The 22,012-nt window shown below is 54.3% G+C and carries 24 protein-coding genes and 1 pseudogene; 3 read left to right on the top strand and 22 right to left on the bottom strand.

Translation table 11 applies throughout. The features are described 5' to 3' along the window. Positions 1 to 187 precede the first annotated feature (187 nt). The 8 genes and pseudogenes from rlmN to ACTQWD_RS02310 form a co-directional block, all read right to left on the bottom strand. Entirely contained in the window at positions 188 to 1,171 is a 984-nt protein-coding gene (gene rlmN / locus ACTQWD_RS02345) for a 23S rRNA (adenine(2503)-C(2))-methyltransferase RlmN (RefSeq protein ID WP_441021985.1), read from the bottom strand. 16 nt (positions 1,172 to 1,187) lie between these two features. Continuing rightward, positions 1,188 to 1,349, bottom strand: a pseudogene (locus ACTQWD_RS02340) (cysteine-rich KTR domain-containing protein); the annotation flags it as partial. A 213-nt stretch (positions 1,350 to 1,562) separates the two neighbouring features. Continuing rightward, positions 1,563 to 1,862, bottom strand: coding sequence for a hypothetical protein (locus ACTQWD_RS02335; protein ID WP_441055697.1), 300 nt, complete (start codon positions 1,860 to 1,862; stop codon positions 1,563 to 1,565). Continuing rightward, positions 1,859 to 2,332, bottom strand: a complete 474-nt coding sequence (locus tag ACTQWD_RS02330; protein WP_002604484.1) for a PcfB family protein — start codon at positions 2,330 to 2,332, stop codon at positions 1,859 to 1,861. The genes ACTQWD_RS02335 and ACTQWD_RS02330 overlap by 4 nt, the downstream gene beginning before the upstream one ends. Before the next feature lie 36 nt (positions 2,333 to 2,368). Then, positions 2,369 to 3,313 (bottom strand): DUF6017 domain-containing protein, encoded by a 945-nt coding sequence (locus ACTQWD_RS02325; protein WP_002604485.1) that lies wholly within the window; start codon positions 3,311 to 3,313, stop codon positions 2,369 to 2,371. A 128-nt stretch (positions 3,314 to 3,441) separates the two neighbouring features. After that, positions 3,442 to 3,660, bottom strand: a complete 219-nt coding sequence (locus tag ACTQWD_RS02320; RefSeq protein ID WP_002604486.1) for a hypothetical protein — start codon at positions 3,658 to 3,660, stop codon at positions 3,442 to 3,444. Between the two features lie 204 nt (positions 3,661 to 3,864). Then, on the bottom strand, positions 3,865 to 4,476 hold the full coding sequence (locus ACTQWD_RS02315; RefSeq protein WP_199411531.1) for a DUF1836 domain-containing protein: 612 nt from the start codon (positions 4,474 to 4,476) through the stop codon (positions 3,865 to 3,867). Positions 4,477 to 4,630: 154 nt separating this feature from the next. Beyond that, entirely contained in the window at positions 4,631 to 5,569 is a 939-nt protein-coding gene (locus ACTQWD_RS02310; RefSeq protein WP_441559152.1) for an NAD(P)/FAD-dependent oxidoreductase, read from the bottom strand. Between the two features lie 186 nt (positions 5,570 to 5,755). On the opposite strand from ACTQWD_RS02310, the gene ACTQWD_RS02305 reads away from it, so the two are divergent. Continuing rightward, a complete protein-coding gene (locus tag ACTQWD_RS02305) occupies positions 5,756 to 6,988 on the top strand; it encodes an MGDG synthase family glycosyltransferase (protein ID WP_441559151.1) in 1,233 nt (410 codons plus the stop codon). Between the two features lie 525 nt (positions 6,989 to 7,513). Here the strand turns inward: ACTQWD_RS02305 and dut are convergent. From dut to ACTQWD_RS02290, 3 genes are read right to left on the bottom strand one after another with little or no spacing between them, the layout of a single operon-like run. Continuing rightward, the gene (dut, locus tag ACTQWD_RS02300; protein WP_441559150.1) at positions 7,514 to 7,957 is read right to left on the bottom strand and encodes a dUTP diphosphatase; all 444 of its coding nucleotides are present in this window, start codon (positions 7,955 to 7,957) and stop codon (positions 7,514 to 7,516) included. Positions 7,958 to 7,961: 4 nt separating this feature from the next. Then, positions 7,962 to 8,405 (bottom strand): transcriptional regulator NrdR, encoded by a 444-nt coding sequence (nrdR, locus tag ACTQWD_RS02295; RefSeq protein WP_427717459.1) that lies wholly within the window; start codon positions 8,403 to 8,405, stop codon positions 7,962 to 7,964. 51 nt (positions 8,406 to 8,456) lie between these two features. Beyond that, positions 8,457 to 8,909, bottom strand: coding sequence for a LysM peptidoglycan-binding domain-containing protein (locus tag ACTQWD_RS02290; protein WP_441559149.1), 453 nt, complete (start codon positions 8,907 to 8,909; stop codon positions 8,457 to 8,459). A 160-nt stretch (positions 8,910 to 9,069) separates the two neighbouring features. Here ACTQWD_RS02290 and lexA point away from each other — a divergent pair, with 160 nt between their 5' ends. After that, positions 9,070 to 9,714, top strand: coding sequence for a transcriptional repressor LexA (lexA, locus tag ACTQWD_RS02285; protein ID WP_427717464.1), 645 nt, complete (start codon positions 9,070 to 9,072; stop codon positions 9,712 to 9,714). Then, on the top strand, positions 9,714 to 10,418 hold the full coding sequence (locus ACTQWD_RS02280; RefSeq protein WP_441559148.1) for a heparan-alpha-glucosaminide N-acetyltransferase: 705 nt from the start codon (positions 9,714 to 9,716) through the stop codon (positions 10,416 to 10,418). Before lexA ends, ACTQWD_RS02280 begins: the two co-directional genes overlap by 1 nt. Here the strand turns inward: ACTQWD_RS02280 and hflX are convergent. The 11 genes from hflX to rimO all read right to left on the bottom strand — a co-directional run bounded on the left by hflX (position 10,403) and on the right by rimO (position 22,005). Beyond that, a complete protein-coding gene (gene hflX / locus ACTQWD_RS02275; protein ID WP_441559147.1) occupies positions 10,403 to 11,692 on the bottom strand; it encodes a GTPase HflX in 1,290 nt (429 codons plus the stop codon). The two genes, ACTQWD_RS02280 and hflX, sit on opposite strands and share 16 nt — an antisense overlap. Further along, positions 11,692 to 12,630, bottom strand: a complete 939-nt coding sequence (miaA, locus tag ACTQWD_RS02270) for a tRNA (adenosine(37)-N6)-dimethylallyltransferase MiaA (protein WP_441559146.1) — start codon at positions 12,628 to 12,630, stop codon at positions 11,692 to 11,694. The genes hflX and miaA overlap by 1 nt, the downstream gene beginning before the upstream one ends. Further along, complete coding sequence (gene miaB / locus ACTQWD_RS02265) at positions 12,630 to 14,000, bottom strand: tRNA (N6-isopentenyl adenosine(37)-C2)-methylthiotransferase MiaB (RefSeq protein WP_441067716.1); 1,371 nt, start codon at positions 13,998 to 14,000, stop codon at positions 12,630 to 12,632. The genes miaA and miaB overlap by 1 nt, the downstream gene beginning before the upstream one ends. 64 nt (positions 14,001 to 14,064) lie before the next feature. Continuing rightward, complete coding sequence (locus ACTQWD_RS02260) at positions 14,065 to 14,382, bottom strand: stage V sporulation protein S (protein ID WP_118079896.1); 318 nt, start codon at positions 14,380 to 14,382, stop codon at positions 14,065 to 14,067. A 74-nt stretch (positions 14,383 to 14,456) separates the two neighbouring features. Then, positions 14,457 to 15,542 (bottom strand): ATP-binding protein, encoded by a 1,086-nt coding sequence (locus tag ACTQWD_RS02255; protein WP_441559145.1) that lies wholly within the window; start codon positions 15,540 to 15,542, stop codon positions 14,457 to 14,459. 1 nt (position 15,543) lies between these two features. Beyond that, on the bottom strand, positions 15,544 to 17,097 hold the full coding sequence (gene rny, locus ACTQWD_RS02250) for a ribonuclease Y (protein ID WP_154516337.1): 1,554 nt from the start codon (positions 17,095 to 17,097) through the stop codon (positions 15,544 to 15,546). 257 nt (positions 17,098 to 17,354) lie between these two features. Then, positions 17,355 to 18,047 carry a regulatory protein RecX gene (locus ACTQWD_RS02245; protein WP_154516334.1) on the bottom strand — a complete coding sequence of 231 codons (693 nt, stop codon included), beginning with the start codon at positions 18,045 to 18,047 and terminating at the stop codon, positions 17,355 to 17,357. Positions 18,048 to 18,058: 11 nt separating this feature from the next. Beyond that, positions 18,059 to 19,207, bottom strand: a complete 1,149-nt coding sequence (gene recA / locus ACTQWD_RS02240) for a recombinase RecA (RefSeq protein WP_154516331.1) — start codon at positions 19,205 to 19,207, stop codon at positions 18,059 to 18,061. Positions 19,208 to 19,464: 257 nt separating this feature from the next. Then, positions 19,465 to 19,980, bottom strand: a complete 516-nt coding sequence (locus ACTQWD_RS02235) for a CinA family protein (RefSeq protein WP_441041347.1) — start codon at positions 19,978 to 19,980, stop codon at positions 19,465 to 19,467. 27 nt (positions 19,981 to 20,007) lie between these two features. Next, complete coding sequence (gene pgsA, locus ACTQWD_RS02230) at positions 20,008 to 20,556, bottom strand: CDP-diacylglycerol--glycerol-3-phosphate 3-phosphatidyltransferase (protein ID WP_441041356.1); 549 nt, start codon at positions 20,554 to 20,556, stop codon at positions 20,008 to 20,010. A gap of 99 nt (positions 20,557 to 20,655) precedes the next feature. Then, positions 20,656 to 22,005, bottom strand: coding sequence for a 30S ribosomal protein S12 methylthiotransferase RimO (gene rimO, locus ACTQWD_RS02225; RefSeq protein ID WP_427748025.1), 1,350 nt, complete (start codon positions 22,003 to 22,005; stop codon positions 20,656 to 20,658). Between the last annotated feature and the right edge of the window lie 7 nt (positions 22,006 to 22,012).

The following is a 22,012-nucleotide window of genomic DNA, read 5'->3' as shown; positions in this document are numbered from 1 at the left end:
GCCAGCCCCAGCTCCCGGGTCGCCCGGTGAAGGCGAGGAAGAAGGGCGTGAAGGGAGCGAAGAGCGTTGCTGCCTAGGCTAGCCCCTTGTCACACAAACTACCGAAGCCTCTAAAAAAGCCGATAACACATAGGTTTTTTGACCTAATGCGTTATCGGCTCTGCGTCTATGCGTCTGGCACTTTTAATCATTTTTTTTTGAATTTATTATATGTGTTAGCTAACTGTCCACAAGCCGCGTTAATCTCTCTGCCATGAGAAACTCTTATAGTAACTTCAAGTCCTGCTTGCTCTAATTGATGTTTGAATGCAACTATTTCCCGTTTCTGTGGTGCTTTAATTCTTGAATTGCTTGTTGGGTTGTATTGTAACACGTTAATCATAACTTTTTTGCCCCGAAACCATTTTGCAAGTTGTCTTACATCTGAGGGCCGGTCATTTATACCCGGTAAAAGCAAATACGCAAAGACAATTTTGCGATTATGCCTTTCAGAATAGGATAAGGCTTGCTTAACAACATCTTCAATAGCATATATGCGCATGTGAGGAATAATACGATTTCTTGCAGATTGTGTTGCTGCGTGTAAAGATATTGTCAACTGAATTTTAAGATGTTCCTCGCGCAATTTTTTTAATTGATCGACCGGACCAACTGTTGATATGGTAATGCCGTCGGTTGGAAAGTTGAGCCCATATCTATCTCGGAGAATATGGATTGCTTTTATCAAGTTGTCATAATTGAATAAAGGCTCTCCCATACCCATAAAAACGATACGGTTTACTTTTCGACGCAACAATATAATCTGTTGTACGATTTCTGACGATGTTAGATTACGAACAAAGCCATTTCGCCCGGACTCACAAAAAATACAACCAACAGGACAACCGACTTGTGTGCTCACGCAAACAGTTCCACCATCTCGCCGCTTGATAAAAACCGTTTCAATGTATTTGTTGTCTTTCAGTTCGTAAACATACTTTTCAGTATCACTGCTTTTGTAAATATTTTTTACCAACATTGATAGATTTTTTTTGCGTGGTAATTGCTTATATAATTCTTCATATAAGGCTTTTGCTTCATTCTCGCCAATAACTTCCGACATTTCTTTGTAAGTAAATCCGTATGGATCATTCCGTACTTCCGCAGGCGTATATTTAGGTAAACGTTTCATTTTTATATCCTTTCTTCTAAATAATAAAAGTTTGTTTTTCTGTATTTTTGATTACAATCTCTAATTTTTCTACATCAATGATATGCGTCAATTTGCATTTAGGGCAGAAAAGAGGAAAATCTTTTAATACAGTATTATGAAATACTTGAACTCTCGTCTTTCCGTTACAAATCGGACATTTTACCCAATTTTTTAAGCATTATATTTCACTCGTCCTTTTTACACAAAAAAATGGGCTCTTCTGGTTCTGTATGGAGTTGCTTTCGCCGCCGTCCCTGTCCTCGTCCCCCACTGATAAGCGGGAGTAAAGGGCTGTGATTTTGCTGTAATCATTCATGTGCATACCCTCCTGCGTCAATATATGTGTTGCTTACAGTTAAGATTATGCACCTCATCGGGCAGAGCCGTACTCCGCGCCCTTGCGGTATTTCTTCGCGTTTTTCCCTTTGACATAGACTATCAAGCGGATAATCACCGCACCGACAATGCCGACAAGCAAATCCAACGGGTAAACGCTCGGCAAGGCGTTTTCAAAGGCTGCGGAAAATCCTTGTGTGATATTCAGTATCTTTGCAGAAATATCCGCGCCGGGGGCAAGCCGCACCGCCTGTCCGACTTTATCAAAGAGATAGACAAAGAACACATAGGGGATATTCGGAAGTATCAGCTTTTTGTAGTTGATCTGCTTCATATCTCGCGCCCCCTGTCCATTTTCTTTACCTTGTCGCGGGCGGCGTTAAGCTGCTTCGCCTTGTCCTTTGCAGCGGCAAGGGCTTTGCGGATAGAGGGCTTTTTCTCCCGGTTCAGCTTCTTTGCGGAAAACTCTTGAAACGCTGCGGTCATAACGTCCGCGTCCCGGCCTTTGAAAAACACAAGGTAACGGGTCTGCTCGCCCTTAACCTTTTTTAGCGAAAAATCTATGTTGTATTTCTTCGCCGTACTCTCAAAGGCTTTAATATTGCTGTCGGTGATCTCGATGTTGGAAACACCCGCGTTCTGCTTCATAAGCTGCCGCATGGTCTGTTTCCCATGCGCGGGTTTGCTTTTCTGCTCCAAAAACTTTTGGATTGCTTTCTGTAACGCCTGTTCGGTAAGCCGCGCCGCGCCTTTTCCCACTTTGACGTATAGGGCAATCGTTTTTTGGGTTACTTCCTCCTGCAAGGTATCAACTCCTTTCCCGGTAAAGTGCGGCTATGCTCATTCGCCGCCGTATAAGTCGTGATTGACAAGGGCGGTATAGTAGCTGTCAATGGTACTCGGCGCGTTGAACAGCACCGCTTTTAGATACTGCTTGATGTTGCGCACTTTGGTTGTGTTCTCCCTCATGCAATCCAAAACAAACTCAATATGGCTGCTGTTCAGCTTCAAAAACTTGGATTTCACCAATTCGGCGGGGTAGTCGTCCCCGGCAATACGGATTGTCTTTCGGGCTGTGCAGACGGTTTCCAGCATAAGGTCAACAATCTCGTCCAAACGGTCTTTGTCAATTTTGCAGTTTTGAATGAGATGGTCGTATTCGATATTGTCCTTGATAATCTCCCTGTAAATCTCTACTGCGCTATTGCTTTTCGCTTCCGTTCTTTTCCTTTCCGGCGGCGTAGCCGCTTCGCCATGCGCAAAGGGCAAGGGGTTTAGGGAATGGAAAGGAATGGAATCGGTACTTGATAAATCAGTAATTGATTGTTCTTTACTTAATATATCTTTATTTAATTGCGTTGGATTTTCCAACGTAGGTTTTTCCTGCGTAGGTTTTTCCAACGTTGGATTATCCAATGTTGGATTTTCCAATGTAGGTAAATCCAATATAGGCGGCTGTCCGCCGCTGGTAGCTGCTTCCGGCTCTCGCGGCTGCGGCTGCTCGTATATGACGTAATCTGCGCCCCGCAAGCGTCCCTTTTCGTCGCGCTCCCGGCTGCGCACGATATATCCGGCTTTTTCGAGTTCCTTTACCGCTTCGCGGATTGCGTCGATCTTCTCCCGGTTGATATGGGATAAGCCCGCAAGGGTATAATCCCAATCTTCGGGCAGCGAAAGCATTTGCGACAACAAGCCCTTTGCCTTTAAGGACAATTCCTTGTTTCGCAAGTGGTGGTTGCTCATAACGGTATATCCCGTATTTCGCTCCACTCTGAAAACTGCCATATTTCCTCACTTCCTCTCTTGGTATGCGTGGACAATTAGAAAGCCGTTTTCGGCTGTTTTGGTATTGCAATATGCCCTTTGCCGTTTTCGCGTCTGCAAAGCCGCATGGCACAAGGGCTTTTGCCCGTCTATTTGTCCATGCTGGCGTGCGTTTTCCGCGTCCTTTTGCCGGGGCAATAGGGACACTCTTTGAAAACGCAAAACTCATATTTCCACCCGGGGCGGTAGAAACGGCAAGTGCCGCAATCTTCATCATCTCCGGCACAACCGGATTGATAGCGGTCAAATCCCGGCTTCTGCTGCATGAGCAATTCAAACGCCCGCTGCTTGCCCTTTGTGAAATACATTCCGGCTGCACCTCCTTTCCTGCGGGCATAAAAAAACGGCGTTACTTTCTCCCCCAAAGGGGTTAAGGTAACGCCGTTTGTGTGCGTATTCAGTTTTTAACACATTCCCTGTCTATCCGCTGTCCGCAAAACCATTGATTTTATTAGCTTTTTGCCGCTATCGCTATCACACCTCATTATTATTCCGACCGCGTTATACGTCGCCTAGCTATTAAACCCATTGAACTTGAGGTAGCTCATCAGGTACGCCTTCGATACAAAAGACGAAACCGCACTGCGTACGAGCAATGACTCGCGCGTAACCTGATGTGCGGTATCAGGCACCGGAGTCTGCTCGACGGAAAACGCCGCTCGAATCGATGCCTCAAGTTGATCGACTACATAATCGAAAGCCGTCGGAGCGTCGTAGCTCAAGCGCTGAATATTAAAGAGCGCCTGAACCGCAGCGATGGGCAGCACCTGCTTAAAGATACAAATGGCAATGAGACGCGCAATCTGCTCACGGCCATACTGCTTTTTAACCGGAGCAGGAACGAGGCCGACCTTTACGTAGTTATTGATCATCGAAGGCGTGATAACGGGCTGCTCTACGCAAATCGAAAGCGGCTCCATCCACAGCGCAACATATTCAATAACCTGATCGCGATAGAGTGTTACGTTGGGCAGCTGGTCATAGCGTGGCAGGCTCAACGCATTGAGTTTACCCACCATATCGGACTGAATAAATGCATCCGGCAGCACCGTCGGCTGAATATCCTCCGGCTTAATGCTGACCGATGTATCGGACATCGGGATAACATGTTTGACGTGGTTCATAAGAGACCTCCGTTCGTTTTCTATATTGTATTCTAGAATATCTAGTTTTGCATACCACATAGCCGCTAAGTAAAAGTGGTTGGACAGCACATTGACGCACCGTCCAACCACTTTGTATAAAGATAGCAACCTTACATAAGATATATTATCGTACTTATCCTCGTAAGAAGGCGTATGCGCTGGTAGCCGCTATGGCTCCGTCCGAAACGGCGGTCAAAACCTGGCGTAAACGCTTGGAACGGATATCGCCGGCAGCAAACAAACCCGGCGTGCGCGTGGCCATCGAATCGTCGGTAACGATACCGCCGTCAGGCGCCAGATCCACCAGATGCTGTACAAGCTCGGTATGGGGCTGTGTTCCGGCAAAGACAAAGATGCCAAACGAACCTGGATCGAAGGACTCGGAATAGGTATCACCGGTGGCGTTGTCCTTAAACGTGATAGTTGTAGGCATGGCCTCGCCCGATAGCTCCACAATACTAGTTTGGTACCTAACCGAAATATTATCTTTAGCGAGTACCTTTTGAACCACGCCATCGGGAGCACGGAACTGATCGCGGCGCAAGACGATGGTCACGCTGCTGGCAATTTCTGATAAGAACAGGGCTTCCTCGCAGGCAGCATTACCGCCGCCAATGACAAAGACCTGTTTGCCACGAAAGAACATGCCATCGCACGTCGCACAATACGAAACGCCGCGACCGCGATACGTATCCTCGCCAACAAAACCAGCAGAGCGCGGCGTGGCGCCCATGCAGGCAATAACGCTTGAGGCCACCGTGTCGCCCGTATCGTGATGCACCGTAAACAGCGCCGCATCCGCATCGTAATCGATACCCGTCACCATGCTCCATGCAACCTGCGCACCCAGACCCTCTGCATGCTGCTGAAAACGCTCGCCGAGTTCGGCGCCGCTCAAGAGCGGAATGCCCGGATAGTTTTCGACCTCATTGGTTGTGGCGATCTGTCCTCCCGACATGCCTTGCTCGATCACGGTCGTCGTTAGGTTGGAGCGCGACGCATAAATGGCTGCAGCATAGCCCGCTGGGCCGCCACCGATAATCGCAACATCGATCGGCTGATTGGTAGTCATGGAGTGTCCTCTCATCGAAACATTGGCGTTCTTTGCGCTCATACCCAAATTTAGGAGAACATGACAGTCATGCACTACAATGATTCTTTGCGAAACAACGATGAAGGGGAGTTATCGATGGATCAAACGCAGATGGGCAATGACGCTCCCCTGCCCACGCAAAGCGCCCCCCAATCGGAACAATTGATGCCGTCACCCGGACAAAAGCCCTTAGTAACCATTGTCCACGCATCGGTTGGTTCGGGACACAAAGCGGCAGCCAACGCTATCGCACAAACATTCGAGCTTATACGCGGTACCAAGGGCATACCGCAGGATGTCGAGATCGAGGTCTTGGATATCCTCGATTTTGGACGCATAAAATTCGACGGCAACAAAACGGCCGCATCGTTTACCGGCGCCACACGCCCAATTTATGACTTGACCTGGCGATATACCCTTACCGGACACCTGCTTTGGGGCGGCGGCACGGCATGGTCGCGCATTATGTTCCCCGCATTTAACGAATACGTTCGCACTCGTAGGCCTATTGCCGTGGTCACCACACATATCACGGCAGCCAACGTTGCGGTTGGTGCGCGCGTCATTACGGGCATCGACTATCCCGTCATTTGCGTGCCGACCGATTACGAGGTCGAGGGCTGGTGGCCCCATAAGGACACTGACTTATTCTGCGTGGCAAACGAGTTTATGGCCGAGACGCTCCGCCCACGCAAGGTTCCTGAGGCAAAGATACGCATTACGGGCATCCCTATTCGCGCTGGATTTGACACGGATTACAATCGTGAGGAAGAACTCGAGAAGTTCAATCTCCCTACCGACAAGACCATTGTGCTGGTAATGGCCGGCGCCAGTTTGCCTCAACCGTACGTCCGCTTTCGCGCGGCGATGGACCAAACCCTCCCCTTCCTCCGTAGCTTCGAGGACATGCACTTTGTCTTTTTGCCGGGCAAGGACACGGAATACGCCACGCGCCTGAAAACGCTCTTCGAAGCCATGAAACTCGAAAACGTCACGGTCCTTGACTATGTCGATGACATGGCAGCGCTCATGCACGGCTGCGATCTGGCAATTCTCAAATCGGGCGGACTCACTGTTACCGAATGCCTGTGTGCACACCTGCCGATGATTCTGCTGGGCAAGTCCTATGGCCAGGAAAAGGCCAACACCACCATGCTCACCGACTTGGGCGCCAGCATGCATGTCACCACCGCACGCGAGCTCATCGTGACGCTGCGCCATCTCCACGATCATCCCGAGTCGCTCAAGGCACTGCTCATAAATGGCGAAGTGCTACGCCGTCCACACGCGGCCGAGGACATCGCCATCGCAACCATGGAACTTGCAGGCAAGCCCCAAAAGCGCAAACGAGCCTTCTGCCGCTTCTACTGGGGCGGAAAACCCGCGCATATCCGCTAGCATTGGACTGTCCGCTTGCCTGCGGGAGGCCCCTATATATCATCCCGTGCTCAAACATTCTCGCTTCGCTGCGAAACTGCGCGCGGGACGATATATAGGGGCCTCCCGCAGGCAAGCTGCGTTTACGTATTAGCAGCTATACCAGATTCCCCACCATTAGAATCTGCAAAGGCAAAACCGGAAAATTCAAATGCAGTAAGCCAATGCGACAAAGGGACTGTTCCTTTGTCGCATTGGCTTACTAGAATGTAAATATTTTTCAAGCGAGTAGCCTCCCGCCCACCTCTCACACATATCGTTCCACGCGCAGTTTCGCAGCGAAGCGAGAATGTTTGAGCACGGGATGATATGTATGGGGCTCAGGCGAAAGCGGAATCCATGCGCCCCTGCGATGCGAGAATGTTTGAGCATGGAATGATATGTGTGAGAGGCGGGCGGGAGGGATACGAGCGCCCCCGCGAGAATGTTTGAGCATGGGATGATATATAGGCGGGTCGGGCCGGTCAGCGGACAGTACGTAAACGACTAAGCGACGCCGCTGGAGCCGAAGCCTCCGTTGCCTCGGTCGGTTTCGTCTAGTTCGTCTACCTCCACGAGATTGACCGTGGGAACTTCTTGGATGACGAGTTGAGCGATTCGGTCACCCTTGTTGATCTGGATTTCATTGGATGGATCCAGGTTGATAAGGATGACTTTAAGCTCACCTCGATAGTGGGCGTCTATAAGACCGGGCGTGTTGACTATAGACAGACCCTGCTTAATAGCCAGGCCACTGCGAGGCTGAACGAAGCCAGCGTATCCATCGGGCAGCGCGATCGCAAGACCAGTACAGACCAAGCGTCGCTCGAAGGGCTTAAGGGTACAGTCCTCATTGGCACGGAGATCCAAACCGGCATCTGTGGGATGGGCGTATTTGGGAAGCTCGATCGTAGGGTCGAGACGCTTAATGTTGACTGTAATGTTGGACATAAAATCACCTTAGCTTGTCGAGCTCTTGCAAAAACTCATCGATGTCTTTGAAATCGCGATAGACCGAGGCAAAGCGAATGTAGGCCACCTTGTCGATCTTGGCCAAGCGCTTAAGCACCATGTCGCCCAGGTCGTGGGACGTAACAGCCGTCAGCGTACGGGAACGCAGCTCCACCTCGATGTCATCGATGAGCTCATTGAGCTTTTTCGTGTCGATGTCGCGCTTAATCGTAGCGCGCATTAAGCCGACCAGCAGCTTATTGCGATCGAACCGCTGCCTTGACCCGTCAGATTTGATGACCTCGATGGGGTCTTCGCATCGCTCGAATGTTGTGAAGCGATAGTTGCACGAACAACATTCACGACGGCGTTTAATGGTGTTATTAGATTCCTGCATACGGGAATCGACAACACGGGTATGTGCATTGCCGCATCTGGGACAGCGCATGGTACCTCCTCCAAAACGATAACAAGGGTACCATGTACCGGAGTTTAAATCTTACGAACGCGCAGGAACTTTAAGAACGTCACCCGCATCGAGTGACCCATGCTCCAGATGATTGACACTGCGAATCATGTCAGAAGTCTCCTGTGTAGAAAGACCGTCGACGGAATGCTCCTGAGCAAGCGACCACAGGGAATCGCCAGACTGAACACGGACGGTCTCATAGGTAACGTTAGATGCCGACTCGGCATATGCGGCGTGACGAGCGCTGAAGATCGAGGTAGCAAGTACAAAGAAGAGCGTGAGCGCAACGGCCAGGGCGACAATCGTCGAGGCCTTCAGAGCAACGGGGGCCGAAGTCGTGGCGACGCACTGGCTGCGGACGGGCTTGCCAGGCAGTGTTTGAAAACCAGATCGGCCGCCTTTGACAACCGTGAAAGCCGGCGCCGCAGGCGTCTCGAGCTTAAGGGCGAGGTTTCCCTGGACCATATCCGTTGCATTCATCATGTTCTCCTCTCGCGTTTTTTGACGAGAACTGTTTTATCAAGCCGCGAGGACAAAAAAGTCTAGCGCGGGAACGAGTGTTCGGTTAGTATTATCTTCGAACAGTTGTTCCTGTCAAGCAAACATAGAACATTTGTTTGGGTTAGGTAGAGAGGAATCCCTGATGGCTCGCAAAATTACCAAGCGACAGCAGCAGATTTACGACTTCATCAAGGAGTATCAGCAGGAAAAGGGCTATCCGCCCAGCGTGCGTGAGATGGCTTCGGCTGTGGGTCTTTCCTCCCCTAGCACCGTACATGCACATCTCTCCGCACTGGAAGCACGCGGCCTGCTCAAACGTGACGCCACCAAGCCTCGTGCCCTAGAGCTCTTTGACGAGGACGGAGCCTCCGTCTCCATTTCAAAGTCCGATGAGCCCACGGCACCCCGCGGAACCGTATCGCTACCCCTCGTGGGCCGTGTTGCCGCAGGGATCCCCATCCTTGCCGAGCAGAATATCGAGGACACCTTTACCATCCCGACCGAGATCGCAACGGACCAGGGGTCTTTTATCCTCGAGGTCCACGGCAATTCGATGATTAACGTCGGTATCCTTAACGGCGACTATATCATCGTTCGCGAACAGAAGAGTGCCATGAATGGCGAGATCGTTGTGGCCATGATCGATGGCTCCGCAACGGTCAAAACGTTCTACAAGGAGCAGGGACGAGTTCGCTTGCAGCCCGAAAACGACACCATGGAGCCCATCTATGCGACAAATCCGACGATCCTGGGCAAGGTCGTTGGATTGATGCGCCGGTTCTCGTAATGCAAAACCGCATCACGGTCTTTGATACCATTCGCGGATTTACCATGCTGTCGATGGCAGGATTTCATGCTTGCTACGATCTTGCCTATCTTTATGGTTGGGATATGCCCTGGTTTACTCAGACCATCTTCCAAGACATCTGGCGTGCCAGCATCAGTTGGATTTTTTTGTTTATTGCCGGCTGGATGTGCACCCTCTCGCGCAACAACATCAAGCGTGCCGTCAAATATGCCGCTGCCGCTTTTGTCGTATGGGTCGCGACGACGCTCGTCTCAGTCGATGACTCGGTGAACTTCGGCATCATGTTCTGCATGGCGGCCTGCACCGCCATTGTCGCGCTCGCGCGTCCGGTGATCGTTAAAGTGCCGTCGGTATGGGGTATAGCAATTTGCCTCACACTTTTTACCCTTACCTGGAGCATTCCTAAAACGGTTTATCCTATCCCCTATTTAGCTTGGCTGGGTTTCCCAGGTCCAGACTTTGTCTCTGGTGATTACTATCCAGTCATACCATTCTTATTTATGTACCTTGCAGGCTTCTTTGCCGCCCACACGACTCAGGAAGCAAACTATGAGGCGCCGGGATGGGCCTATGCGAATCCCATCCCGGCGCTCGCAAGTCTCGGGCGCCATGCGCTGCCGTTCTACCTGCTGCATCAACCGGTTATCTTGGGTGTACTGGAGCTGATTTACTCTGTTCGATAACGCTCGAGACGCGGTGCGATACGGGCTGGAAGCTTTGCCACAATACGAACGCCGTCCTCGAGGTATTCCTCGTGCAGAAGGGTTCCCTGTTCGTGCACAAGCGTGATTAACGCGCCCTCTCGATACGGGATATCGGCCGAGAGCAACACGTCCGTAGCGGCCGCTTCACGAGCGATGCGATCGACTAAGTCATCAAGGCCCTCACCCGTCTGAGCCGAGAACAATACCGCCTCGGGATAGCGCCGGCGAAAGCTCAAGCGGTCGACGCTATCGAGCAGATCGATTTTATTGAACACGGTAAGCGTCAGGCGCTCACCGGCACCAATCTCGTCAAGGACACGATCAACCGCCTCAAGCTGACGCTCGTAATCCTCATCGGAAGCATCCACAACTTTAAGAACCAAATCGGCGCCGAGCACCTCGGAAAGCGTAGATTTAAACGCGTCGACCAGGCCATGGGGCAGCTTTTGAATAAAGCCAACGGTATCAGTGATCGTCATGCCACGGCCACCGGGTAAACGATACGAACGCGTCGTAGGATCGAGCGTGGCAAACAGCTTATCCTGCGAAAGTACCGTGGATCCCGTCAATCGATTAAGCAACGTCGACTTACCGGCATTGGTGTAGCCAGCCAACGCTACGCGAAACGCCGGCGATTCAATACGGCTTTTCGATTGCACATCACGACGTTGTTCAACCTGTTTCAATTCGCGTCGAAGCGCAGCGATCTTATCGCGAATCAGGCGACGGTCGACCTCGAGCTGGCTTTCGCCCTGGCCAAAACGCGATCCAATGCCGCCACGCGTCTGTTCCTTAGCAAGGTGGCTCCACATACCTCGCAGACGGGGCAGCAGATACTGCAACTGAGCCAGCTGTACCTGTAAGCGACCCTCACGCGTCTGAGCATGCAGGCCAAAGATATCCAAAATCAACGCCGTACGGTCAATAATCTTGACCGGTTCGCCCACGGCTTTCTCAAGATAGGACTGCTGTGAAGGAGTCAAGTCATCGTCGAAGATTACAACATCCGCATCCATACGATGCACCAAACCGCATAGCTCCTCGACCTTACCGGAGCCGATAAACGATTTGGGATAAGGTTTAACCAGACGCTGAGACAAGCGTGCCACGCATTGGACTCCAGCAGTGTGAGCCAAGCGCTCGAGCTCGTCGAGCGAACGGTCGAGCGGCCAGGCGTTATCGCGCCACTCAACACCAACCAAGACGGCACGCTCAGGTTCAGGCGCCGTGGGAACCAAGGGAAAACGTGCCATTAGGCAGCCTCGATACGACGGTAGATATCATCGACGACCTCATCGATGGTAAACTCATGCATATCGAACCACACGATGCGATCGTCACGCTTAAACCAGGAAAGTTGGCGCTTGGCATAGCGACGTGAGCGCATCTTAATAAGCTCGCGGGCCTCGTCCATGGTAATAGCGCCTCGCAAGGCATCAATAATCTCTTTGTAACCGATTGCCTGCATCGACGTGAGTGCATCACCCAGGCCCTGGTCCATAAGGCCACGGACCTCATCAACCAGCCCCTGCTCAAACATAAGGTCGACACGCAGGTTAATGCGCTCATACAGCACTTCACGGCTACGCGTCAGACCAAACCACATGGCATGATAGCGCTCACGTGGAACGCTGAATTTAGACTTCTGCTGGGCATACGACACACCGTCATCGTGCATCTCGAGCGCACGGATCACGCGGCGCACGTTATGGGGATGAATCACGGCAGCCGATTCCGGATCACGCTCGGCAAGCAGGGCATGCATAGCTTTTTCGCCAATACGCTCGGCAAGCTCCTGATAACCCGTGCGACGTTCGTCCTCGAGCTCTCCCGAAGGAAATTCCATTTCATCGAGTGCAGCCTTAAGATACAAGCCCGTGCCGCCGCAAAAGACCGGAAGCCGTTGCTCACCAAGCAAACGCTCGATATGCGCCCGGGCATCAGACTGATAGAGCGCAGCAGAATACGCGACGCCCGGGTCCACGATATCGACAAGGCGCAGGGGCACCGAGCACTCCTCGGGCATCATCTTGGCCGTACCGATATCCATACCGCGATAGATTTGCATCGCGTCACACGATAACACTTCAGACGACAGACGAGCAGCCAGGCGGTCGGCAACATCACTCTTGCCGACCGCCGTCGGACCGACGATCGCTACGGCAGAAAGGTTTGTGCCGGGGAAAACCATTAGCGAGGCTCACCCACAACGGAGCCAGACAGATACCACGTCTTGGCGACATCCACATCGACGTCGACGATTTTGCCGATAAGCTGATCGATGCTATAGCCAGCGGGAATCGGCGCATGCACTGTCTGGTTCTTAGGACTTTTACCAAGAAGGACAGCGTCGTTTTTCTTGCTCGTGCCCTCAATAAGCGCAGGCACCACGGTGTGAAGCTCGCCCTGGTTATACTCGTATGCCGTCGTCTCGATAACCTTGACCAGACGGTTAAAGCGCTCAAGGATAACCTCATGCGGGGTGGGATCATAAATCTCAGCTGCCGGGGTACCGGCGCGCTTGGAGTAAATAAACGTGTAGGCCTGGGCATAGCGCACCGTCTCGGCAAGCGAGAGCGTCTGCTCAAAGTCTTGCTCGGTCTCGCCCGGGAAGCCCACAATGATGTCGGTCGAAAGCGCAATTTCGGGCATACGGTTACGAATGCGATCGACCAGGCCCAGATAATCCTCGCGCGTGTACCGACGATTCATCTCTTTAAGGATGCGCGTGGAACCCGACTGAACGGCTAGGTGAAGCTGCGGCATAACGGCAGGCGTCTCGGCCATAGCATCGATGGTCTCGGGAAGCAAATCCTTGGGGTGCGAAGAAGTAAAGAAGATACGCTCGACGCCCGTATCACCCACGGCGCGCAGCAGGTCGGCAAAGCGCGGCTTGCCAAAGAGATCGCGACCGTAGGAGTTAACGTTTTGTCCCAGCAGCGTAATCTCGCGCACACCCTGACGCACCAGACCCGTCACCTCGTCGACAATCTCCTCGAAGGGGCGGCTCTTCTCGCGACCACGGACGTACGGCACGATGCAGTACGTGCAGAAGTTGTTGCAGCCCGTCATGATGGGCACCCATGCATGATACTGCGTCTCGCGATGCCACGGCATACTCATGGCGTCCGTATCTTCATGCTCATTCGTGCGGATATGGCGCTTGCCATCCATAAACGCCTCGGCGATAAGCTCCGCCACGTGCGCAATCGAATGCGTACCAAAAATAACGTTGACGTTATCGACGTTGGTGAGCAAGCCCTCACCATCGCGCTGAGCGATGCAGCCACCCACGGCGACCACACGCTTGCCCGAAGGAGAAGGAGGAAGACTCTTGCAGGAATTGCACTGACCGTACAGGCGCGTATCGGCAGCCTCGCGCACACAGCACGTCATGAATACGACAATATCGGCATGCTCCGGATCGAGCGCCATAAGACAGCCATAGGAATCGAGCAAACCGCTCACGCGCTCGGAGTCGTGTTGATTCATCTGGCAGCCGAACGTGCGGATAAAATAGGTTTTACCGGCAAGAATATCGCGTACGAAGCGCTGGTCCATGAGCTTACATCCTAACGATGATATCGACGGGGCACAAAGGTGCTAAAAACGTGCGAAAACTCGCTTACGCAACAGGCTTAACGTCGTCCATGACGACATTGTCCATAGCAGCCCGATTAATCTGGTGAACGTAGATAGAGAGACGGATTGCCGTGCGAGACTCCCCGTTAATGAGGATGTCAGAGAACACCGGCGCACAAGAGACATCAAAGCCAGTAGGAATCAAAAAACCTCGCGCAATGGCAACGGCCTTTATGGCCTGGTTGACGGCGCCGGCACCGACGCACTGAATGTTGACGGGAACGCCATCTTTGACCATACCGGCAATGGCGCCGGCAACGGACGCGGGCGATGATTTGCTTGATACCTTCAGGCAATCCATGAAGAAACTCCTGCGTTTAAAAGTACGTTTTAACTGCAATAACTGTATCGTACCGAGCGGACTCGGTAAAGATGCTACTCCTCTTTGGCAAGATCGAACGTCACGGTGATGCGATCACGTGAAACGCGAATCTTAGGGTCGCCGCACAGATTGAGGTAATACCGGGCGGCGAGGTCATTGAAGTCGCGCTCAACAGCACGCGAAAACTGCGCCATGTCATCCTTGGCAATGCGGAGGCCTCGACGGTCCTTGGCAAGATCTACTGGAGCCGGCAAATGCGAGGTGGAATCGCGCTCGCGCAGCAGACGCGCGCACACACCGCGAACGGGCTTAATCTGTCCCGAAAGAATACGGTGGGCAGTACGCTCGGACATCTCGAGACCCAGCCCGGAGCAAATCCGGATAAAGTCCTCGGCATCCGAAGCGAGACCTAAACGATCGATAACCGGAAGCTCACACTCGTCATCGATAAAGAGCAGGCGTGACGTATCGAGACGACTGGAAGCCTGGGCATACAGGGTCGCAGCGATCTCGGACGGAGAGCCCAGATACACGTCGCAGTCGCGCAGCTCCTCAAGGGCAAACTCGCAGGCTGCGCGAATGATGTTGTGAGGACCGCGAGCGCATACATAGCGGCCGTCTTCGTCTTTAACCGCCTGAGGCCAGCTCGACTGGTCGGCGCGCTCAGCCAAGCGATCGGTATCAACGCACACCTTAAACGCTGAGCCCAAATCGACGCCCGATGTAACAACGCGTGCCTCATCGGTGTTCTGCTTGATAGAGAACAGCGCCATACCACGACCGTGAACACCCCAACGGTCCATCTTCATGCTCTCGAGCTTGGAGGTGACACGGGCATCGAAGATACGCTCCTGCATATCCTGCGGCACACCCGAACCGTTATCCAGGAAGAGGAGGGTACGAACACCCTCCTCCTTGGTCGTGGCTAGATAGACCTTATCGGCTCCGGCATCGCGAGCATTACGCAGCATCTCGATGACAATGTCCTCTACATGCTGAATGTCATGCTTGGCCTGACGGCGCTCGGCCTCCGAAACGCGGAGGCGGACATACCCCTCGCCAAGGTTTTCCTCGACGCGAAGGTTGCCCTCCCCCGACATCGACGCGATAAATGAGATGAGCTCGTTCGCGTCGCTCATGTTATTTAGCGATATCGACGGCACGGCTCTCGCGAATCACGACAACGCGCACCTGACCGGGATACTCCATCTCTTCCTCGATCTGATGGGCGATATCATGCGCAAGCACCGTGGACTGGGCATCGGAAATCTTGTCCGGCTGAACCATGACATGGACCTCGCGACCGGCCTGCATAGCATAGGTACGCTCGACGCCGTCATGAGAGTTGGCAATCTCCTCGAGCTTCTCAAGGCGCTTGATGTAGCTCTCGGCCGACTCGCGACGGGCGCCGGGACGAGAAGCGGAAACAGCATCGGCAGCCTGGACCAGAACGTCGAGCACCGTGTTGGGGTCGACATCGGCATGATGGGCCTCGATTGCGTGGACGATAACGGGCTTCTCGCCATAACGGCGGGCAAGCTCGGCGCCAATCACAGCATGCGGACCCTCAACGTCGTGGTCGATGGCCTTGCCCAGGTCATGCAGAAGACCCGCGCGCTTGGCGGTCACAACATCCAGACCAAGCTCGGAGGCCATGATGCCGCACAGGTCGGAGACCTCAAGCGAGTGCTGTAGCACGTTCTGACCAAACGAGGTGCGGTAGCGCAGAGCGCCCAGGGTTTTGACGATCTCGGGATGCAGGTCGTGGATTCCGGTATCGAAGGCGGCCTGCTCGCCGGCTTCGAGCACACGCTGCTGAACCAAGTCAGCGGCCTTGTGGTACATCTCCTCGATGCGGGCGGGGTGAATACGACCGTCGGCAATGAGGTTCTCGAGCGCCACGCGGGCGGTCTCACGACGGACCGGATCAAAGCTCGAAAGCACGACAGTCTCGGGGGTGTCGTCGATCACAAGGTTGACGCCGGAAACCTGCTCGAAAGTACGGATGTTACGACCCTCGCGACCGATGATGCGGCCCTTAAGGTCATCGGAGGGAATATGAACGGACGTGACGGTGACCTCGGCGGTATGGTCGGCGGCACAACGCTGGATCGCCAGGGAGAGAATCTCCTGAGCAGTCTTGTGGCACTCGGCGCGGACCTGTTGCTCGGACTCACGGATGATGGTGGCCGCCTCATGGGTAACCTCGCCGCGGACCTTGTCGAGCAGCTCCTTGTGAGCATCCTCGCGCGTAAGGTCGGCAATACGCTCGAGCTCGGAGGTCTGCTTGGCGCAAAGCTCCTCAAGTTCGCGAGAGCGCTTCTCGACCTGACCGGCCTGGCTGGACAGCTGATGCTCGCGCTTATCGAGCGCATCGTTGCGTCGGTCGAGCGATTCCTCGCGCTGCATCACGCGATTTTCGAGCGCGCGAATCTCGCTCTTACGCTGCTTGTCCTCGGCCTCGGCGGCCTGTTTGTTCTTGATGATCTCTTCCTTAGCCTCGAGCAGAGCCTCTTTTTTGAGGGTCTCGGCCTGACGCTTAGCATCACCGATCAGGGACTCTGCCTGCGCGTGTGCCGACTGAATCTTTTCTTCGGCCTCGTGAAGACTACCCTGCTTGGCGGTGCGCATGTAGGCAATGGCGACGATGGCACCCAAAACAATGCCAACGAGCGCTGCAATGATAGGCGGCATGCTCACTCCTTTTTATGGATTCGTTACACAACAAAGCGAACCGTCCATACGAACGGCTCGCGACATTTGAGTAATATGGGCGCAGCTTATGCGGGTCGGATACAGATAAACATATAAACAAACTCATCGCAGATGAGCACATATCACAATGCAAATGACAGTAATTATCCTACGTTGAACCGCAACAACTGTCAAATTAACGCACCCAGCACGGCGCCTATCGAGCGGTGAACGGCAGGAGCGTAACGTGCGCATGCTTAAACGTCGCATTTCTCGCTTAAGGCATCAAGGCGCGCCTTAACGGCATCCGCGGCAATGTGATAGGAAAAGCCCTTGCCCATCAAAAATCTGACGAGCTTTTCGAATGCACGTGCCTCGGGAACGCGACGCTTAGCGAGCAAAGCCGATGCGCGAGCCAAGTCGTCATCCTCGGCAAAATAAGCCTCGGGATACCCTGGAATCTCATCAAGTGCAACATGGCGACGCTTGAGTTCAGTCTCGATTTTGCGCTGTCCCCAACCACGACGCTTACGCTCCTCGATAAAGTACGAGCAAAAGCGGTTCTCATCTAAAAAACGATACTCGATGGCACGATTGACGGCAAAGTCGATCGCGGGCTGACGAAAGCCATAGCGCGCCAACTTATCGCGCACCTCGCCCGTAGCATGATCGCGACGCGAAAGCATCTCGGTCACCATGGTGAGCGCACATTTGCATTCGATAAGCTGTACCGCCTCGCGAAAGTCATCCCAGTCGCAGGGAAGATCGAGACGGTTCTGAACGTACACACGTGCCACACGCACGGGAATCCAAATGGACCGTTCAAAACCGCCCTCCAGATCGCAATCGATATGTGCACAGGGCTTTTTAGACGCATAACCGCTCGAGAACGAGGAGGCCGTCTTCTTATCCGGAAAAACGACCCTAGCCTCGGTCACCGTATACGACATGTCGGCATCCGTTACTCGTCGTCATCGTCGAGCATCGCGGAGCCATCGATGGCATACAGCTCGTCAAACTCCTCGGGGGCGGGCTGATCGGTCAACTCAACCTCGGAGGGGGCATCATCGTCATACTCAAGACCGCAGGCAAGGCGAACCTTGTGCTCGATCTCGTCGGCGCAATCGGGATGCTCGCGCAGGAACGTCTTAGCGGCCTCGCGACCGTTGCCGAGTTTGTCCTCACCATAGGCAAACCAAGACCCCATCTTTTTGCATATGCCGCACTCGACAGCCATATCCAGAATCGAGCCCTCTTTAGAAATGCCGGTGCCATACATGATGTCAAATTCGGCCGAGCGGAACGGAGCAGCCACCTTGTTCTTAACGACCTTGGCGCGTACGCGATTGCCGATAACCTCGTCCTTGAGCTTGATGGTATCGATTTTGCGAATATCGATACGCACGGAAGAGAAAAACTTGAGTGCGCGGCCGCCTGTGGTGGTCTCGGGGTTGCCAAACATGACGCCGATCTTCTCGCGCAATTGGTTAATGAAGATGCAGGTTGTGTTGGACTTGGCAAGCGAGCCGGCGAGCTTGCGGAGCGCCTGACTCATCAAGCGAGCCTGCAGACCCACCGTCGTGTCACCGATCTCGCCCTCGATTTCTGCACGCGGAGTCAAAGCGGCAACAGAGTCGACGACGATGGCGTCGATGGCACCGGAACGCACAAGCATGTCAACGATCTCGAGCGCCTGTTCACCCGTATCGGGCTGGGAAATCAGCACCTCGTCGATATCGACGCCGATGCGCGCGGCGTAGGTGGGATCAAGCGCATGCTCAGCGTCGATAAAAGCCACGACACCGCCCATGGCCTGCGCCTCTGCAAGAATCTCGAGCGAAAGCGTTGTCTTACCGGAGGACTCGGGGCCATAAATCTCAACGATACGGCCGCGCGGCACGCCGCCGATACCCAAGGCGGCATCGAGCGCCAGAGAGCCCGTCGGAATAGCCTCGACCTCGAGCTCGGGACCGCCGTCGCCATACCTCATAATAGAACCCTGGCCGAACTTCTTCTCGATCTCGGCCTTGGTAGTGGCGATCATCTCGTCGCGCTCTTTACCCGTCGTGCGCGTATGAACGGTACGTACGGGACCTGAATTCTTGGCCATGAATAGCCCTCCTCTTAACAACCTGAATCGATGATAAACGAACGGCTGTTCGTGGTCAACCGTTCAGGTTCATCATATGCACCCGTCCATTCCAAAACCCGACCAAACGCCGACCAATCACCGACCAAACGCTTGACCATGCCAATCGCAAATACGAGTGCTCGTTCAAATTAAAGACATGTGCCAGCGCAAGCGCATTCCTTGCCAAAGGTCCCTATCTCCACAATTAAGGGGCCCTAAGGCCCCTTAAAACACGTCTATTCCATGGAATTGAGCACGCGGACAATGCGTTCCAAAGCCTCGGCGACCGCATAGGCACGGACGCACGACCGATCACCCTCGTAGTGACAGCACGCAGACTCAACGACCGTCGCTCCCCCATCGGCCGCGCGATACGCCCAGCCGATATAGAACGTGCCGGCGGGGTCTTGCTCAGTACCGCCGCCGGGCCCAGCGTAGCCCGTTGCGCTCACGGCGACATCGCTCTGATAGAGGTCCAGCGAGCCCGCGGCCATCTCACGCGCCGTCTGATGCGACACGGCGCTAAACCGATCGAGTGTTTCCTGCTCGACGCCGAGCACGCGATGTTTGATCTCATCGCAGTAGGTCACCGCACCGCCACGAAGCACCGCCGAGGCACCCGGGATATCGGCAATCGTCGAGGCGATCATGCCCGCCGTCAGCGACTCCGCCGTCGACACCGTCACGCCGCGGGCACTCGCGCGCTCGACAATATCGCGCGCCAGCTCCTCGTTGTTTGCGGCGATCTGCAAATAAGACTCCGTCATACCCACCAGGACCTAGACCGAAAAGACGATCTTACGGCAGTTCCAGAAGTACTGGGCACCCGAGATAATGGTCAAAATGACGGCGATGACGTACAGGAAGCGCGACACCGAATAGACACCGAGCAGCAACGACGCCGGCCCCAGCTGAAGACCGGCCATCGCAAAGACGCACAGATAGCCACAGATGGAGACCATCGTGGTCGCCGTCTTGTACTTGCCGAGCTTATCGGCGGCAACGACCACACCGGCAGCACTCGCGACCATGCGAAGTGCGCTCACCAACAGCTCGCGGAACAGGATAATGAACACGGACCACACGGTCACCGCGCCAAAATCCAAGAACAGCAGCAAGGCCGAGAACACCAGCAACTTGTCGGCGATGGGGTCCAAGAACTTGCCGAAATCGGTGATCTCGTTGCGTGAGCGCGCCAGATAGCCGTCGACCTTATCGGTGCACGACAGGATCACATACAGAATGAAGGCAGCGGCGGCGAGCGGGCCGTCGAAGGTGCTCCAGTCCGTACAGGCAACGCTCGCGTGAGACAGAGCCGAGACGATCATGAACACCGGAATAAAGACGATGCGAACACACGTCACGATGTTGGCGGGCGTCCAAACGCTCGTCAGTTCCTTATTGCTCTCGTTTGCCACGACGCTCTCCTACTCCACAACATGGCCGATAAGCTCATAGCAGAAGCTATCGGTAAACTCGACGGTCAAAATATCGCCCACGGACGCCTCGCTGGCGTCCAGATGCACCGCGCCATCGGAATCGGGCGCCTGGAACCAGGCATGACCGATCAGCTCGGCGCCGTCCTCGGTCTCCTCGATACCGTCGACGATTACCTGGGCGCGCTCGCCCACATGGGCTGCCGTGGCGGCAAAACCCAGCGACTCGGCCAGATCCATGGCCTCCTGGGCGCGCTCGAGCTTGACCTCCTCATCGACCTGGCCCTCCATATTGGCGGCCAGGCTGCCCTCCTCCCGCGAGTAGGCAAAGACGCTCGTATAGTCAAAGCCGACGGTGTCCATAAAGTCGATAAGATCACGGAACTCGTCGTCGGTCTCGGTCGGAAAGCCGACCATGGCCGTGGAACGAATCACGATGCCGGGGATACGATCACGAAGATCGCGGAACAGTTCCTCGAGCTCCTGACGCGAACCGGAGCGACGCATGGCCTTGAGGATGCGCGCGTCGCAGTGCTGCACGGGGATATCGATATAGGGCAACACCTCGGGCGTATCGCGGATCGTCTCGATAAGCTCGTCGGTCATGCCCTCGGGCTGCAGATAGAGCACACGAACCCAGACGTTGTGCGGGCGCACAGCCTCGGCGACGGCGCGCAGCAGCTGCGCCAGATTGCGCGGTGAGGCCTCAGCGGCGTCCTCATCGGCAAAGTCGGTGCCCCAAATGCCCGTGTCCTGGCCGATCAGCACGATCTCGCGCACACCGCCGGCAACCAGGTCGCGCACCTCGGAGATAATGCTTTCGGCATTGCGCGAATGATAGCGACCGCGAATGTAGGGAATCATGCAGAAGCTGCAAAAACGATTGCAGCCATCGGAGATCTTGACGTAGGCGACAGCGCCCTCGACGGTACGCTTGACCTGCGGGATATAGGCAGCGATTTCACGCTCCACACCAAGAACGCCATCGATGACAGAGACGATACCGTCTTCCTCATCGGCCTTCACAAATGCCGCGACCTCGGGCAGCTCGTCGGGCAGGTCGTCGCCGTAACGAGACGGCACGCAACCGCACATGACAATGGGGCAGGAGCGAACGCCGTCCTGCACCTCGTTAGCGAGCTCGAGCGTGGTCTCGATGCTCTCAGACGTCGCCGAGGTAAGAAACGAGCACGTATTGACAATGGCGATATCGGCATCCTGAGGATCGAATGCCTCCTCGTAGCCCGCAGCGGCCAGCAGCGAACGCATGCGGTCGGTATCGACCTCGTTCTTGGCGCAGCCAAGCGTGATATAGAGTACGGAACCCAACGGAGTATCCATGTTGGAG

It is taken from the genome of Collinsella sp. LCP19S3_B6, assembly GCF_052121815.1.
Classification (GTDB): domain Bacteria; phylum Actinomycetota; class Coriobacteriia; order Coriobacteriales; family Coriobacteriaceae; genus Collinsella.
The sequence above is the reverse complement of the archived record's forward strand: the minus strand, read 5'-3'. Positions and strand labels throughout refer to the sequence as shown.

What these genes read in the sequence shown, in the direction of transcription:
- rlmN (WP_441021985.1), bottom strand. Translation starts at nt 1,171, where the DNA reads ATGAAACGTTTACCTAAATATACGCCTGCGGAAGTACGGAATGATCCA.
- ACTQWD_RS02335 (WP_441055697.1), bottom strand. Translation starts at nt 1,862, where the DNA reads ATGAAGCAGATCAACTACAAAAAGCTGATACTTCCGAATATCCCCTAT.
- ACTQWD_RS02325 (WP_002604485.1), bottom strand. Translation starts at nt 3,313, where the DNA reads ATGGCAGTTTTCAGAGTGGAGCGAAATACGGGATATACCGTTATGAGC.
- ACTQWD_RS02320 (WP_002604486.1), bottom strand. Translation starts at nt 3,660, where the DNA reads ATGTATTTCACAAAGGGCAAGCAGCGGGCGTTTGAATTGCTCATGCAG.
- ACTQWD_RS02315 (WP_199411531.1), bottom strand. Translation starts at nt 4,476, where the DNA reads ATGAACCACGTCAAACATGTTATCCCGATGTCCGATACATCGGTCAGC.
- ACTQWD_RS02310 (WP_441559152.1), bottom strand. Translation starts at nt 5,569, where the DNA reads ATGACTACCAATCAGCCGATCGATGTTGCGATTATCGGTGGCGGCCCA.
- ACTQWD_RS02305 (WP_441559151.1), top strand. Translation starts at nt 5,756, where the DNA reads ATGCCGTCACCCGGACAAAAGCCCTTAGTAACCATTGTCCACGCATCG.
- dut (WP_441559150.1), bottom strand. Translation starts at nt 7,957, where the DNA reads ATGTCCAACATTACAGTCAACATTAAGCGTCTCGACCCTACGATCGAG.
- nrdR (WP_427717459.1), bottom strand. Translation starts at nt 8,405, where the DNA reads ATGCGCTGTCCCAGATGCGGCAATGCACATACCCGTGTTGTCGATTCC.
- ACTQWD_RS02290 (WP_441559149.1), bottom strand. Translation starts at nt 8,909, where the DNA reads ATGATGAATGCAACGGATATGGTCCAGGGAAACCTCGCCCTTAAGCTC.
- lexA (WP_427717464.1), top strand. Translation starts at nt 9,070, where the DNA reads ATGGCTCGCAAAATTACCAAGCGACAGCAGCAGATTTACGACTTCATC.
- ACTQWD_RS02280 (WP_441559148.1), top strand. Translation starts at nt 9,714, where the DNA reads ATGCAAAACCGCATCACGGTCTTTGATACCATTCGCGGATTTACCATG.
- hflX (WP_441559147.1), bottom strand. Translation starts at nt 11,692, where the DNA reads ATGGCACGTTTTCCCTTGGTTCCCACGGCGCCTGAACCTGAGCGTGCC.
- miaA (WP_441559146.1), bottom strand. Translation starts at nt 12,630, where the DNA reads ATGGTTTTCCCCGGCACAAACCTTTCTGCCGTAGCGATCGTCGGTCCG.
- miaB (WP_441067716.1), bottom strand. Translation starts at nt 14,000, where the DNA reads ATGGACCAGCGCTTCGTACGCGATATTCTTGCCGGTAAAACCTATTTT.
- ACTQWD_RS02260 (WP_118079896.1), bottom strand. Translation starts at nt 14,382, where the DNA reads ATGGATTGCCTGAAGGTATCAAGCAAATCATCGCCCGCGTCCGTTGCC.
- ACTQWD_RS02255 (WP_441559145.1), bottom strand. Translation starts at nt 15,542, where the DNA reads ATGAGCGACGCGAACGAGCTCATCTCATTTATCGCGTCGATGTCGGGG.
- rny (WP_154516337.1), bottom strand. Translation starts at nt 17,097, where the DNA reads ATGCCGCCTATCATTGCAGCGCTCGTTGGCATTGTTTTGGGTGCCATC.
- ACTQWD_RS02245 (WP_154516334.1), bottom strand. Translation starts at nt 18,047, where the DNA reads ATGTCGTATACGGTGACCGAGGCTAGGGTCGTTTTTCCGGATAAGAAG.
- recA (WP_154516331.1), bottom strand. Translation starts at nt 19,207, where the DNA reads ATGGCCAAGAATTCAGGTCCCGTACGTACCGTTCATACGCGCACGACG.
- pgsA (WP_441041356.1), bottom strand. Translation starts at nt 20,556, where the DNA reads ATGATCGTCTCGGCTCTGTCTCACGCGAGCGTTGCCTGTACGGACTGG.
- rimO (WP_427748025.1), bottom strand. Translation starts at nt 22,005, where the DNA reads ATGGATACTCCGTTGGGTTCCGTACTCTATATCACGCTTGGCTGCGCC.